10 protein-coding genes are annotated in these 14821 nt (G+C 61.9%); 6 read left to right on the forward strand and 4 right to left on the reverse strand.

The window, feature by feature from the left end; all coding sequences use genetic code 11:
• Positions 1 to 106: 106 nt before the first annotated feature.
• Genes LDO54_RS23015 through LDO54_RS23025 form a run of 3 tightly spaced genes read right to left on the reverse strand, consistent with a single transcriptional unit; the run spans position 107 to position 3958 of the window.
• Positions 107 to 1228 carry a tyramine oxidase subunit B gene (locus LDO54_RS23015; protein ID WP_224012966.1) on the reverse strand — a complete coding sequence of 374 codons (1122 nt, stop codon included), beginning with the start codon at positions 1226 to 1228 and terminating at the stop codon, positions 107 to 109.
• Positions 1229 to 1272: 44 nt separating this feature from the next.
• Positions 1273 to 2547 carry a phosphopyruvate hydratase gene (gene eno / locus LDO54_RS23020; RefSeq protein WP_224012967.1) on the reverse strand — a complete coding sequence of 425 codons (1275 nt, stop codon included), beginning with the start codon at positions 2545 to 2547 and terminating at the stop codon, positions 1273 to 1275.
• Position 2548: 1 nt separating this feature from the next.
• Positions 2549 to 3958 carry a glycerate kinase type-2 family protein gene (locus tag LDO54_RS23025; protein ID WP_224012968.1) on the reverse strand — a complete coding sequence of 470 codons (1410 nt, stop codon included), beginning with the start codon at positions 3956 to 3958 and terminating at the stop codon, positions 2549 to 2551.
• 209 nt (positions 3959 to 4167) lie between these two features.
• Between LDO54_RS23025 and LDO54_RS23030 the strand changes: the two genes are divergently transcribed.
• The 3 genes from LDO54_RS23030 to LDO54_RS23040 all read left to right on the forward strand — a co-directional run bounded on the left by LDO54_RS23030 (position 4168) and on the right by LDO54_RS23040 (position 8519).
• Positions 4168 to 5571 (forward strand): PLP-dependent aminotransferase family protein, encoded by a 1404-nt coding sequence (locus tag LDO54_RS23030; protein ID WP_224012969.1) that lies wholly within the window; start codon positions 4168 to 4170, stop codon positions 5569 to 5571.
• A gap of 64 nt (positions 5572 to 5635) precedes the next feature.
• Entirely contained in the window at positions 5636 to 6790 is a 1155-nt protein-coding gene (locus tag LDO54_RS23035) for a branched-chain amino acid ABC transporter substrate-binding protein (RefSeq protein WP_224012970.1), read from the forward strand.
• A 280-nt stretch (positions 6791 to 7070) separates the two neighbouring features.
• Entirely contained in the window at positions 7071 to 8519 is a 1449-nt protein-coding gene (locus LDO54_RS23040; protein ID WP_224012971.1) for an MFS transporter, read from the forward strand.
• Between the two features lie 89 nt (positions 8520 to 8608).
• Here the strand turns inward: LDO54_RS23040 and LDO54_RS23045 are convergent, their stop codons facing one another.
• Entirely contained in the window at positions 8609 to 9610 is a 1002-nt protein-coding gene (locus LDO54_RS23045) for a LacI family DNA-binding transcriptional regulator (RefSeq protein ID WP_253074415.1), read from the reverse strand.
• A gap of 277 nt (positions 9611 to 9887) precedes the next feature.
• Here LDO54_RS23045 and LDO54_RS23050 point away from each other — a divergent pair, with 277 nt between their 5' ends.
• The 3 genes from LDO54_RS23050 to LDO54_RS23060 all read left to right on the forward strand — a co-directional run bounded on the left by LDO54_RS23050 (position 9888) and on the right by LDO54_RS23060 (position 14758).
• Positions 9888 to 11222 carry an LLM class flavin-dependent oxidoreductase gene (locus tag LDO54_RS23050; protein WP_224012973.1) on the forward strand — a complete coding sequence of 445 codons (1335 nt, stop codon included), beginning with the start codon at positions 9888 to 9890 and terminating at the stop codon, positions 11220 to 11222.
• A gap of 69 nt (positions 11223 to 11291) precedes the next feature.
• Positions 11292 to 13724, forward strand: coding sequence for a TonB-dependent receptor (locus tag LDO54_RS23055; protein WP_224012974.1), 2433 nt, complete (start codon positions 11292 to 11294; stop codon positions 13722 to 13724).
• Positions 13725 to 13753: 29 nt separating this feature from the next.
• Positions 13754 to 14758 carry a sulfonate ABC transporter substrate-binding protein gene (locus tag LDO54_RS23060; protein ID WP_436975656.1) on the forward strand — a complete coding sequence of 335 codons (1005 nt, stop codon included), beginning with the start codon at positions 13754 to 13756 and terminating at the stop codon, positions 14756 to 14758.
• Positions 14759 to 14821 lie beyond the last annotated feature (63 nt).

A 14821-nucleotide genomic window follows, 5' to 3' on the forward strand; every position in this document is an offset into this window, starting at 1 on the left:
GATAAGCAGAATTGCGCGGTGCGGTCGGCGAATGCCGACCGCGGCGGGTGTTGGCTACAGCGACCGGAATCCCCGTCGTACAGAGGGGCATGCCTGCGACCGGCGATCAGAGGGCTGCCGGCTTGCTCCAGAGATTCAGCGATTGGCCGATGCCTTTATCGAGGGCGTTCTTGTAGAGATCGAATCCCCAGCTGATATCGAAGACTGCCATGCCGCAGGCGATGAACAGGATTCGCTCGCCAGCGTTGGCGCGACCCGTCTTGTTGCCGTTGACGATATCGCCCAGACCCGTCGAGTCCTTCAACGAAGGCAGTTTGCCCGCGTCGATCAGCCGATATAGCGGGCCCCCGATCACGCCGCTGTAATAGCCTTCCTTGTTGCCCGATGCGATGGCGTCTTCGACATAAGCCTCTTGCAAGGCGGTATGGTCGTACACCACCTTGCAGTTCGTGAGAAACGACTCGTCGGTATTGAAGGGACCCGAAGCGAGAATCGTCGCGCCTGCCTTGATCCATTCGTCCTTGAAAAACAGCGGTTTCAGGCGCGAGGCCGCGACGGTGATGACGTCCGCATCGCGGAAGCCCTGTTCCGCCTCGTCCACGCCCACTGCACGAATCTGGTACTTTTCTTCCACCCAGCGCGCGAACTCATTCGCCTTGTCGAGGAACACGTCGAAGCAGACGACTTTCTCGACAGCCTCCAGTTGCGTCATGATCGCGGTGAAACAGGCCTTGTTGATGGGCCCGCAGCCGATCACGGCCACGCTTTTCGCAGAGCGGTTGGTCAGATATTTGGCTGCCACGCCCGGCACCGCGCCCGTGCGCGCCGCGCTCAGCAGATTGGCCGACATCAGCGCGAGCGGTGCACCCGTGTCCTTGTCGTTGAGCATCATGGTCAGGATCGAGCGGGGCAGTTCTTTCTGCGCATTCGCGTGATTCGAGCCATACCATTTATTGCCGCACACGTCGAAGCGGCCGCCCAGATAACCCGGCATCGCGGCGAAGCGGCGATCGGGACCGGCCACCGGCATATTCGGGAATTTCGTTTCCTTCGGGAAGACGATGTTCATGCCGTGGTTGTTGTGATTGGCGCCGCCCATCAGATAATCGCCCTTGCCGAGCAGACTGAAGGTTTCTTCGCAGACGTCCACACAACGCGCGGCATCGAGCACGCCGGCTTCGATCATGTCCGGCTCGGAGAGATAGAGGAAGTCGATTTTCGGATACATGTTACTTTTGCCTTTAAAAGTGTGCTGACTATGAAGAAGCCGGATCAGAACCGCAGCAGCGGCGAGATATCGAACAGACGGCAGCCGGGGCTGCGGGCATTGGCGCGCATCAGGAAGTTCAGTTTCTCGATGCGTTCACCGGAGCGCGGCGCGCCGTTTTTCTGGAAGGGCACTTCCAGGCCAACGGAGAAGTCCATCACCACGTCGTCGACCATGCCGCCCGAGCGGCCCGAAGGCACCGCGAGCATGCTGTTCTGACTGGCGAAGCGATAGGCGTCGAGCGCTTCGGTGATGGTGCCGACCTGGTTCGGTTTGAGAACGAAGCCGTCGACCGCGCGTGTTTCGCGGGCCCGTTGCAGCAGCGGCAAACTCGTGACGGTCAGGTCGTCGCCGAGAATGATCGTGCGCGGCAGCGCCTTGACGGCGGCGCTGTATCCGGCCCAGTCGTTTTCGTCGAGCAGATCTTCGATAAAGACGAGGTTGAAGCGCTCGCTAAGATGCTTCGCGTAAGCGATCAATTCGTCAGTGGAAACCCGTTTGCCCTTGAGCAGATAGGTGCCGGTCTCCTTGTCGTACATTTCGCTCGATGCGCAATCGAGCGCGAACGCGATACGCCCCGTGTAACCGCACGAGTCGATCGCTTGCTGCATCAACTCCAGCAGAACCTCGGGATCGTCGGACGGTGCTGCATAGCCATACGAACTCGCCACTTGCGGTTTGTGTCCGAGATAGCGGGTCAGCACTTCGCCAAGCCGTTGAAATACCGTCACGGCCATCTCGATGGCGAAGTCGATGCTGTCGGTGCCGTACGGAACGATCAGGAATTCGTTGAATGCCTGCGTGAACGTCTCGTAGCGGCCGCCGTTGATCACGTTGAAGCACGGCACCGGCACGGTTTTCACGTCACGCCCCGCAATGTGCCGGTAAAGCGGCATGGCGCGCGCGGCGGCCGCTGCGCGAAACGCGGCGATCGAAACCGAATAGATCGTATTGCCGCCGAGGCGCGCCTTGTTGGGCGTGCCGTCGAGTTCGATCATGCGCTGGTCGATTGCGCGCTGGTCGAATACATCCATGCCCAGGAGTGCAGGGCCAATGACATCGCATGCGATATCGACCGCCTTATGCACGCTCAGACCGTTATAGGTCGATTGATCGCCGTCACGCAGCACATACGATTCGTGCATGCCGACCGACGTGCCGGTCGGCGCGGCGCCCCGTCCGATCGCGCCGGATTCGGTGACGACTTCGACTTCGACAGCGGGGCGGCATTTGCAGTCGATGATCTGCTGCGCCCGGATAGAGATGATTTTGTCCTGCACGTTACTTGCCCTCGTTGATAGCCGGAACATAGAGAATGTTCAGGTCGCAAAGATTGGTGCCGGTATTGCCGGTGAAAATGGCGGAGTCGATTGCGTCGAGCGCCTCGAAGCAGCTGTGCTCGCGCAACGTTTGATAAAGGCTGATGCCTTTTTTTGCCGCCGCATCGAAGCTGGTGGGGTCGGTGATGCCGCCCGCGACTTTGGCTGTGCCGTCCGTGCCTTCGCTGTCGATGGACAGCAGGCAGGCGCCCTTCGTCTTTGCGGCGGTGATCGCGAAGCTCACGGTCATTTCCTGACCAGGGCCACCGTGTCCTTTGATGACGCTGTTGTCGGCGATATGGGTTGTGACTTCGCCAGAGCTAAGCAGCACGCAGGGTGGCTTGAGCGGATTACCGTAGGTCTGGATTTCCCGCGCCATCGAGGCGAACAGCGTGCCCGCATCGCGGCTTTCCCCTTCGAGAAAGGACGAAACGATCATCGCGGGCAGACCCATTTCCTCGCAGACCGCCTTGGCGTAAATGCACGAGTCGGGCAGCGTGTTGAGCAGGAAATAGGTGTTGTCGGGGAAGGCCTTCGGCGTCTCGCCCTCGGGGCCCGCGTGCATCAGATAATCGACGACGCTGGCTGGCAGTCGCTCGGCGACATTGCGATTGACGATGGTCGCGCGCGCATCGTCCAGTGTCGTCATATCGGGGCCGATCGGCGTGCTCTTGTACGCCGCGTACGGAACGGCGATATCGCCAGTCGCGGGCGAACCGACTGCATCGCTGATACCGAAGCCGATCAGTTCCGCGCCCACAGCCTGAATGCGCTTGGCCAGCATGCCGCCGTTCAGCGCGGAAATATGGCGACGCACCGCATTGATTTCGTAAATGCCAGCGCCGGATTTCAGCAGCACATCGGTGGTGTCGATTTCGTCCTGAAGCGAGATGCCGTCGATCGGACACGACATGAGCGCCGAACTGCCGCCGCTGATGACCGCGATAAACAGATCGTCGGGACCGGCTTCGTCGACCAGTTTGATGATTGCCTTCGAGGCGCGATGGCCTTCTTCATTAGGCAGCGGATGGCCGCCCACGAAGACCTCGGTTTTATTGAAGCGATCGGTCTCTTCGTGAATCTTCACGATCGCAATGCCACGCGTGAGCCGATCGCCCAATACATGATCGACCGCCATCGCCATGTGATTGCAGGCCTTGCCTGCACCGATCAGATACACGTGGCGCTTCTTCGCAAGATCCCACGAGCGGGTGCCGATATGCAGCACGCTGCCTTCGAGCCGCATGATGCTGCGGATGCGCTGGTAGCTGTCGAGGCGTGCAAGCGTTCGGTCGGCGATCTCAAGCACGACGCGGCGCGATGCCACGTCGCCCTGCGAAAGAAGCGCATCGGAATTGCGGATTTTCTGCATACCTGGGTACTCGATTCGATCGTGAGGAAAACGAAATCAGCGTGTTCGTGCTTCGCGCCATTTCTGTTCGCGACGAAATAACGACGCTGAGCTGGAATCGAATTTAATTTTTTGACCTGTACAGAACCATGTACACTTCATCGAGGTGTTTATTTACTGTGCAGGTTCCAGGACCTCTACAGTTACCCAGACTGACTGTTTTCACATTCATGAATCCCGTCCTGACCCTGAAAGCCAACGCCGAAGAACCGCTGACCCTGCAGATCGTGGGCGGCATCATCGAGGAAGTGAGGGAGAAGCGCTGGAGGCCGGGCATGCGTGTGCCCAGCATCCGGGTGTTCGCGGAAGCGCATGGCGTGTCTACCTTTACAGTCGTCGAGGCGTATGACCGGCTGGTCGCTCAGGGTGTGCTGGTTGCCAAACGCGGCTCGGGCTTTTACGTCTCCGAGAAAAACCAGAACATGCCGCGTATTGCCGTCGAAAAGCTCGACGAGCAGCTCACCAACGGCTGGTCTTTGCGCAACTTCGCGGGCTCCGACGAAGGCACCATTCATGCTGGCGCGGGCTGGTTGCCTGATGCCTGGTTCGATAGCGACGGCCTTGCGCGCGCATTGAGGCAAGCCGCATTGCAATCGGAAAATCTGCTCGGCTATGGGCATGCGAAAGGCTACGAGCCGCTACGCACGCAGATCGTTCGGCAACTGGCTGAGCAGGAAACTTCAACCGATGTCGCCGGCGTGATGACCACGCTGGGCGCCAATCAGGCACTCGACCTGATCATCCGGCAGTGCACGCAGCCAGGCGACACCGTATTCGTGGACGAGCCCTGTTATAGCGATCTGCTCGTTGCGTTACGGCTTCGCGACGTCAAATGCGTCGGCATTCCCATGACGCCGACGGGACCGGATGTCACGTCGATCGAAACGCTGTTCGAAGCGCATCGTCCCCGCCTTTACTTCACCAACAGTCGCCTGCACAACCCGACCGGCGCGAGCTACAGTTCCGCCGCTGCGTTTCATGTCTTGAACGCCGCAGGACGTTTCGATTGCCTGATTGTCGAAGACGATGTTTCCGCGGGCCTCGTGCAGGCGCCGATGGTCACGCTCGCGTCGATGGATCAGCTCAAACGCGTGATTTATGTCGGCAGCTTTTCCAAAACGATTGGTGCAGGTTTGCGCGTGGGGTTTGTGGCGGCGGACAAGGCGATTATCGAAGGGCTGCTGTATCAGAAGCTGGTGTCGGGCATGTCCACGCCTACGGTCACCGAGCGTCTGGTGAGTTCGATTTTGTCGGAAGGGCATCTGCGCAAGCAGATGGAGCAATTGCGCGATCGCCTGGCCGCAGCGCAGGAGCGTGTGTGCCGACGCCTGGAGTCCATTGGATACGAGATTTTCTGCGAACCGCGCGCCGGTATGTTCGTCTGGGCGAGACCGGCGGGATGGGATGGAGATTCTGCGGATCTGGCCGCCCGCGCATTACGTGAGCGGATCATGCTGGCGCCGGGCAAGCTCTTTTACGGCGGTAATGTCACGACGGGATGGATGCGATTCAATGTTGCACATTCCCATTTCGATCAGCTTTATGCGTTTCTCGCGCAGGCAATTGCGCGGTAGGCCGAAACACGCCCGCGTGTTTCGCGCTTGATTAATCGGCGGTATAGAGTTCAGCGGAGGAGCAATGCTTCGTCGAAGCATCGAGACGTTGATTGCCATTTTGGCAACCTGCGCGATTGTGCCGTCCGCGCAGTGCGAGGACGTGAACGTCGTCAAGATCGGCATTGCCGAACCGCTCACCGGTTTTTCCGCCTCGTACGGAAAAGACGAGGAGAACGCGGCACGCCTGGCGTTCGAGGAAGCGAATCAGCAAGGTCTGATGATCGGCGGGCGAAAAGTGCACTTCGATGTCGATGCACAAGACGATGCCGGCGACCCAAAGACCGCAGTCGTGGTCGCGCAGCGCTTCGTGGATGAGGGCGTGGTCGGTGTTATCGGCCATCACAATTCGGGCTGCTCGGTTGCAGCGTCGGCTTTGTACGCTCGAGCAGGGATTCCGCAGATTTCGCCCACATCGAGTTCGCCGACTTATACCGCGCAAGGCTTTAAAACTGCCTTTCGTACGACGAGCGGTGACAGGCAGATGGCTGCATTGAGCGCGCGTTATTCCACTCGGGAACTGTACGCGAAGCGGATTGCCGTGATCGACGACGGAACGGATTACGGCAGCAACTTTGTCAGTCAGTACGTGGCTGCCGTGCAGAAAGACGGCAGCGAAGTTGTCTCGCGCCAGTACACGACGCCACAGTCGGTGGACTTCCGCGCGATCCTCACGGTCATCAAGGGCGTGAGTCCCGATCTCATCTTTTTTGTCGGACAGGATGTGCAGGCGGCGGGTCTGGCAAGACAGATGCGTCAGCTCGGCATCAAGACCCGTTTCATGGGCGAAGGCGGATTTACGAACGAGAATTTTCTCAAGCTCGCCGGGGAAGGCGCGCAGGGCATGTATAGCTGGGAGTATGGACTGCCGCTGGAGAGAATGCCGCATGCGGCCGAACTCGACGCTAAATTAAAGGTCCGCTTTGGCTCCGGCATCGTGCACTACGCGCCGCTCGCGTATGACGCCGCATGGGCGATGATCAACGCCATGAAGCAGGCCGACTCTACGGATCCGAAGCAATACCTGAATGCATTGCGCACGAGATCGTTTGAAGGCGTGAGCGGCCGCATCGAGTTTGCTGCCAATGGAGACATTCGCAATGCGACGGCCTCGGTATATCAGGCGCGGGATGGGAAATGGGTGCTACTCGGTGTCGAAACTCAGGGTGGCAGAGAGTAGTCTGCGTGGCATCCTGGTTGCGGTGATCAGCATGTCTGGTCGTGGTCCAACGAACCCAGACGCTGATTCAGTCGAGAATGCTCGCTATGAAGAGGTGTCTGATGACCAGGCAACGTCGTACGTCCCGAAGTTAAAATAGCGAGCCGCGTGTTTTGTCGAATTCTCCGAATCGAATTTCCCATCGACCGGATAAGCATTCGCTAACTTGTTCGTTGTGCGCGGCGAATCGTCCTCCTATAACTACGCGCTGTCATGGCCGTTATTCAAAAGGGGGATTCCATTGAGCACGCTCGAAATTGATTCAGCGGTGTCGTCGCCGATACGCTCGGCCAGCGATGTTTCGCGCCTCATCAACACCAGCACCGCTCGCGCGAGTCATGCGCGCGTGATCGTGCTGCTCGCGCTCGGCGGCGTGTTTCTCGACGCTTACGATCTCACGACGCTTTCATACGGCATTCAGGATGTCGTGCGCGAATTCAATCTGACGCCTGCGCTGACCGGCATCGTCACGTCGTCGATCATGATCGGGACGATACTCGGCAGTCTCGTCGGCGGCTGGTTCACCGACCGCATCGGCCGCTATCAGGTGTTCATGGCCGACATGCTCTTTTTCGTGGTCGCGGCGATTGCCGCCGGGCTCGCGCCCAACGTCTGGGTGCTGATTGCCGCGCGCTTCGTCATGGGCCTCGGCGTGGGCATCGACTTGCCCGTGGCGATGGCGTTTCTGTCGGAGTTTTCGAAATTCCAGGGTAGCGGCAACAAGGCCTCGCGGCTGGCTGCGTGGTGCCCCATGTGGTACGCGGCATCGTCGGTGTGCTTTCTGATCGTGTTCGGCCTGTATTTTCTTTTGCCGCAGGAACACGCGGGCTGGTTGTGGCGCGCGTCGCTGATTTTCGGCGCGGTGCCGGCGCTCATCATCATCGCAGTGCGTAGCCGCTTCATGAACGAATCGCCGCTGTGGGCCGCTAATCAAGGCAAACTCGACGACGCGGTACGCATTCTGCGCGAGTCATATGGCATTCACGCGCATAAGGCCGAAGCGGAAGCGCCGGCGGCGCCGAGTCAGCCGCCCGTGAGTTTTCGCGTGCTGTTTCAGCGTCCGTATCTGGCGCGCACGATCGTCGCGAGCGTGATGAATCTGTGCATTCCATTCGAATACACCGCGATCGCCTTTTTCCTGCCGTCGATACTTTCGCAGTTTCTCGGCGCGGGCGTGTTCGAAACCATTTCGGCTTCGCTCGCGCTCAATCTGCTGTTCGCGCTCACGGGCGGTTTGCTCGGCATGCGGCTCGCGCACACGCGCCCTTCGCGGCACGTTGCGCTGGCGGGTTTCGCGCTGCAATTCGTGGCGCTCGTGGCGCTGGCGCTGCTCGGTCATCCGCAGACGGCGCTGGGCATTGGCATCGCGCTCGCGATGCTGGGCACGTGGCTGTTCGCGGAGGGTTTTGGTCCCGGCGCGCAAATGATGATCTACCCGGCGCTCTCGTATCCGACATCGATTCGCGGCACCGGTCTGGGTTTTGGCCGCGCGTTGACGGGCGTCGGCAGCGCAGTGGCGCTATTCGTTCTGCCGATACTCAACGCGCGACTCGGCACCGACATGTTCTGGGTCGTGGCGCTCGCGGCGATTATCCCCATCGGCTTTCTCGCGCTCGTGAAATACGAACCGACCGAGCACGATATCGATGATGAAGCGGTGCTCGCGCGCGATCACGCGGAGCATGCGTAATCGCGATGACGTCTGCGTGAACCGCGAGGGACTGGCGCGGCGTGTCGTTGCAGCATGAAACTCGACACGACCGCGTCATTCATTTTCGTTTATGTACTCTCTCGCACGATCAATTCACATGCGAGCGGTTTCGGGCGGCGTGGTGATGGTGCGCGTTCTGCGTTTTCAGCCTGCGCGTCGAGCCGCGCGAAAATAAGCTCGGCGGCCAGCACGCCCATTTCGCGCGCCGGAGGGCGGATCGTGGTGAGGCCCGGCGTGAGCATCTCCGAAAACAAATAATCGCCGAATCCCATCAACGCGACGCGGCCCGGCACCGCAATGCCCGCGCGTAGCGTCGCGAGCAGCGCGCCGGAAGCCAGATTGTCGTTGGCGAAGATGATCGCGTCCGCGGCCTGATCGCCTTCGATTAGCGCGAGCAGCGCCTCGCGTCCCGCATGCGCGGGCTGCGTCTCTTGCGGCACGAAGCAGCGCGGCTCACGCCCGTGCTCGCGCATGACTTCCACGTAACCGTCTCGCCGCTCCATCGCGCTGAAATCGCCCGCCGCGCTGTTCTGCACGAATGCGATGCGGCGGTAGCCGCGCTCGATCAGATGGCGCGCCGCCATGCGCCCCACCTCGGGATGCGAAAAGCCCACTTGCCACGGCTTGCGGCGCGGCTGGTAATCCCACGTTTCGATCAGCGGCACGGTGGCGCGCGCGAGCATCGCCTCGGTCCCGCGCGTGTGAAAGTGCGAGGTCAGCACGAGCGCGGCAGGCGACCAGCCGAGCAAACCACGCACCGCGCTTTCCTCCTGTTCCGCCGAGAAATAGCTCGATGCCAGCAGCAGTTGATAGCCGTGCGCCGTTACGGCGTCGCTGAAGCTCTGGATGGTCGCGGCGAAGATCGGCCCCGAGATGTTCGGGATCACCATGCCGATCACGCGGCTGTGCGCCGAAGCGAGCCCGCCGGCCACGAGATTCGGCACATAACCCAATTCCGCCACGGCGCGCGCGACGCGCTCGCGCAGCGCCTCCGACAAGCGCGCGGGCTCCTGAAAATATCGCGAGACGGTGATCTGCGAGACACCGAGATGGCTCGCGACGTCGCGCAACGTGACGCGCCCCGAGTTGCGTCGTTGCCGCGACGGCGGTTCATCTGTTGCAGCGTGTTTAGTCGAATCCGGCATATGTTCCGCTGATTTCGTTATTTGACGCGTGCGCGTCGTGCAAAGGAAACTGCCGTCCATGTTAGCGCTAACCAGCGAACAAGCAAAGCGGTTCGAACACGGTGCTGTCCGATTTGCGAAACAGCGTTGATGACAGAGGCAGCGTTGGATCGAGGCGCGTGATGTTTGAAATGGCGGACACGGTCAATTAGTGAGGAGTTCGATGAAACGGAAGTTGCATCTCGGCGCGTTCCTGATGGAGACGGGCCACCACCTGGCCGCCTGGCGGCTGCCTGACGCTCAGGCCGACGCGGGACTCGATATTCGCGCGTGGATCGAATTGGCGCGCGTTGCCGAAGCCGCATGCTTCGACACCCTGTTCGTCGCCGACAGCGTCGCCGCCAATCTCGGCCCAGGCGCGGATCGCGTGGCGCGTGCGGACCGGCTCGATCCGCTCACGCTGTTGCCCGCGCTCGCGGTGGCGACGCAGCGTATCGGTCTGATCGGTACGGCGACCACGAGTTACAACGAGCCGTATCACATTGCGCGCAAATTCGCGTCGCTCGATCACATCAGCGGCGGCCGCGCCGGATGGAATCTCGTGACGACCGATAACGCCGCCGAAGCGCGCAATTTCGGGCGCGCCGAGCACTATGCGCACGCAGACCGATATGCCCGCGCGCAGGAGTTCCACGAAGTCGTGGCCGCGCTCTGGGATAGTTGGGATGACGAAAGTTTTGTGCGCGACAAGGCGAGCGGGCTTTACTACGACGCGCGGAGCGTGCGTGCGCCGCTGCATCGCGGTGAGCATTTCTCGGTCGATGGTCCGCTGAACGTCGCGCGCGCGCCGCAAGGGCGGCCCGTGGTGGTGCAGGCAGGATCGTCGCCGCGTGGTCGCGAACTGGCCGCTCGCACGGCGGAGGTCGTGTTTACCGCGCAGCCGGATATCGCTTCGGCACAGGCGTTTTATCGTGACCTCAAGGCGCGTGTCGTGGCGGCAGGTCGCGAGCCGGATGCGCTCAAGATCATGCCGGGCGTTTCCGTGATCGTCGCGCCGACGCTCGAAGAAGCCCTGGCGCGCGAAGCCGAGCTTCAGTCGCTCGTGCATCCCGAAGCGGGCATTGCGCTGCTCGAACGCATGCTGGGCAACGTCGATTTGAGTGGCGTCGATCTCGACGCGCCGCTTCCCGCGCTCGCGCCCACCGAAAGCGGCCAGCGCAGCCGCCAGGATTTGCTGACCTCGCTCGCGGGCGCACAAGGTCTCACGGTGCGCGAGTTGTATTTGCGGATCGCGGCGGGCCGTGGGCACTTCACGCTGACCGGCACGCCGCAAACCGTCGCCGACGCCTTGCAGCACTGGTTCGAGAACGGTGCCGCCGACGGCTTCAACGTGATGGCCGCCGATCTGCCGGGTGGGCTCGCGCGCTTCTGCTCGCTCGTGGTGCCGGAGTTGCAGCGTCGCGGACTGTTTCGCACGTCGTATCGCGGCACGACGCTGCGCGATCACCTGGGCCTTGCGCGTCCTGTTCGTGCGCCGAACGTCACGCCCACGCATTGACTCATGAATTGACGCATGACGGCGCGCCGTGCGCCACACAACAACAATCTCTCACACACTCGCTACGCCATGAACGCAACTTCCACGCCGCGCCGGGCCGCCGGGCGCGCCACTTCGCTTCGCCATTCGACTTCGCATCAGAGCAGGACGCGCGCGGCGCGCTCGACGCTGCGCGCTTCGCAGAGCTGGTTTGTCGGCGCATTCTGCGCGGCGAGCGTCGTGGCTCATGCGGCTCAACCTGCGGCTGCCGTTTCGCCCGCGTCGGGCGTCGCGGCCACGGCGTCATCGACGCCATCGACGCAAGCCGATACGGCGCAGGCTTCATCGTCGCGCGCCACGGCGTTGCCGACGGTGACCGTCACGGCCACGCGCCGCAACGAGTCGGCGCAGAAGGTGCCGATCGCGCTCACGGTCGTCAGCGGTGCGGAAATGGAGCGCGCGGGCAACAACACGGTTCAGTCGCTCGTGACGGCGGTGCCCGAACTCACGTTCAAGCCGTCGCTGTCGAGCAAGGACACCACGCTCACCATTCGCGGCGTGGGCACGAATTCCACTTCGCCGGGCGTGGAGCCTTCGGTGTCCACGGTGATCGACGGCGTGGTGTACGCGCGCCCCGGTCAGGCGACGTTCGATCTGCTCGATGTCGATCACGTGGAAGTGTTGCGCGGCCCGCAAGGCACGCTGTTTGGCAAGAACGCGACGGCGGGCGTCATCAACATCGTTACGCAGGACCCGACAAAACAGCCGCGCGGTTATATCGACACGCAGTTCTATCAGGGCGGCGAGCAGCGCATTCGTGCGGGCGTGGAAGGCACGCTGCTGCCCGGCGTGCTGACCGGTTCGTTCACGGCGCTTTATGGCCGCTACGACGGCAACGTGAAGAACGTTTATAACGGCGAGGAAATCAACGGCTACAACCATAAAGGCTTCCGCTCGAAATTCGTTTTCACGCCGACGAACGATATCAAGGCCACCGTCATTGCCGATTATATGTACGCGCACGATTCCTATGCGGCGGGCGTAATTGGCAAGGCCACGAATTCGATCTATACGGCGGCGCTGTCGCCGGTGGTGCCGAGCCTGCAAAACCGCGAGGTCAATTATCCGTATGGGCCTTCGGTGGAGGACACGAATTGGGGCGTGTCGGCGCAGGTGGACTGGAAGCTGGGCGGCGGTTATACGCTGTCGTCGATTTCGGCGTATCGGCAATGGCTCAACCAGCAGCGCACCGACGAAGCGTGGGTGCCGCAAGTCTATGAGCAGATTCCCAGTTCGAACGATCGCGGCGATCTGGGCTTCACGCAACTCTCGCAGGAATTGCGCCTGACCTCGCCGAAGGGCGGTTTCTTCGATTACGTCGCGGGCCTTTACGCACTGCATACCCAGGACAACGAGCACTACAACCGTGCCGTGGTGACCTGCACGAACTCCAGCTTGCCGAGCATCGTGAGCGGCTTGACGCCGTGCGCGGCGGGCTCGTCGACGCTCACGCCCACGACCGGCGACGCCGTGTTCGACACGCTCACGAACAGCTTCGCGGTCTATGGCGAAGGCACGTTTCACCTGAGCGACCGGCTGCGCGCGATCACGGGGCTGCGCGTTACGCACGACGAAGTGGGCTACGACTTCGCCCGCACTTCGACCTCGACGGCGGCGGTCTCGGGCATCAATCCGTCGTTCTCGTCGTCGGGCTGGACCAGTGCGAATGGCGTGTCGGGGCGCGCCGGGCTGGAGTTCGACCTGACCCGCGACGTGATGCTGTACGCCATGTACTCGCACGGCTACAAAGGCCCGGCGTTCAACGTGTTCTTCAACATGCAGCAGCGCGATACGCCCGCGCTCAAGCCCGAACAGTCGAACTCGTTCGAGATCGGCGCGAAGATGCAGACGCCCGATCATCGCTGGACCGCGAATATCGCGCTCTACGATACGCATTATCAAAACTACCAGGCCAATTACTACGACACGGTGGCGGGGCAGGTCGTCACGCGGCTCATCAATGCAGGCACCGTCTCCACGCGCGGCGTCGAACTGGATCTCGGCGCGCATCCGCTGCGTGGCCTGAGCCTGACCGGCGGCCTTGCATTCACCGATGCGCATATCGATGAATTCAACTGCCCCGTGGGCGCGCAGGCGAGCTGCAACGTGAATGGCAAGACGCTGCCGTTTTCGCCGACGTTCAAGGGCAATCTGTCCGCTGATTATCGCCGTCCGTTGTCGTTCGGGCCGGAGCTGGAGCTGTACGCAAATTACTTCTGGCAGAGCCGCGTGCAATACGACCTGGCGCAATCGCCGAATACGATTCAGGGCGCGTACGGCATTCTCAATGCGAGCGTCGGGCTGAACTTCGACAACGGCTGGCGCGTGGCGCTGATCGGCAAGAACCTGCTCGACAAATCGTATGTGAGCGTGATGGCGACGGGTTCCGGCTACGTGACGATCGGCGTGCCGCGCGACGCGGATCGTTATTTCGGCATTCAGGTTCGCAAGGACTTTTTCTGATTTCGTGCTGGGAGGTTTCACTCATGCAGATGCTCGCGAAAACGCCGTTGCGTGCTTTTTTCAAGGGTCTTTCGCGCTGGCGGCGTGCCGCAGGACTGGCTGTAGCCCTCGCGGTATCGACTGGCGTGCACGCCGGGCCGGTGGTGGATATCGGTTATCAGAAAGGCACGCCGCTTACCTTGCTCAAGGCGCGCGGCACGCTCGAACGCGCGCTCGCGCAGAAGGGTTACGCGGTGCGTTGGACCGAATTCGCGGCCGGTCCGCCGCTGCTCGAAGCGATGAACGCGGGCGCGATCGATATCGGCTACACGGGTTCGCCGCCGCCGATCTTCGCGCAGGCGGCGGGTAGCCGGCTCGTCTATCTCGCCGCCGAACCGGCCGGGCCGCAGAACGAAGCGCTGATCGTGCGCGCGGGTTCGCCGCTCAAGCGCGTCGCCGATCTCAAGGGCCGCACGGTGGCGCTCGCGCGCGGTTCCAGTTCGCACTATTTGCTTGTAGCGGCGCTGGCGCAAGCGGGCTTGCGCTACGAGGACGTCAAGGTTGTGTTCCTCTCGCCCGCCGACGCGCGTGCGGCCTTCGACAGCGGTCACGTCGACGCATGGGCGATCTGGGATCCATATCTGGCCGTGGTGCAGCAAGCGGAGCCGACGCGCACGCTCGCCGATTATGGTTCGGGCATCGCTCAGCCTTACAGCTTCTTTCTCGGTGCGCCCGATTTCGTGAAGGCGCATCGCGATGTCGTGGCGACGGTGCTCCAGGCGGTGAAAGAGGGCGATGCGTGGGTGCTCGTGCATCGCGACGAGACCACGCAGTTGATCGCACGCGAGACCGGCGTGCCGCCGCCGGTCGTGGCGTATTTTCTCGCGCGTTCGCGCCTTGGCGTGCTGCCGCTCGACAACGCCATACTCGCGAGCCAGCAGCGCGTGGCCGATGTGTTCTTCGCGCAGAAGCTGATACCGCACGCCGTGAACGTGGCGCAAGCGGCCGTATCGGTCGCGTTGCCGGGAGCGGCGTTGGCGAACACGGGGCCGTGACGGGCGTGCAGGCAAATCGCCGCGACGGCGCCGTGTTCCGGCGTTATTGCGGCGTTATTGCGG

This window comes from Paraburkholderia tropica, from assembly GCF_914484835.1.
GTDB lineage: Bacteria > Pseudomonadota > Gammaproteobacteria > Burkholderiales > Burkholderiaceae > Paraburkholderia > Paraburkholderia tropica_A.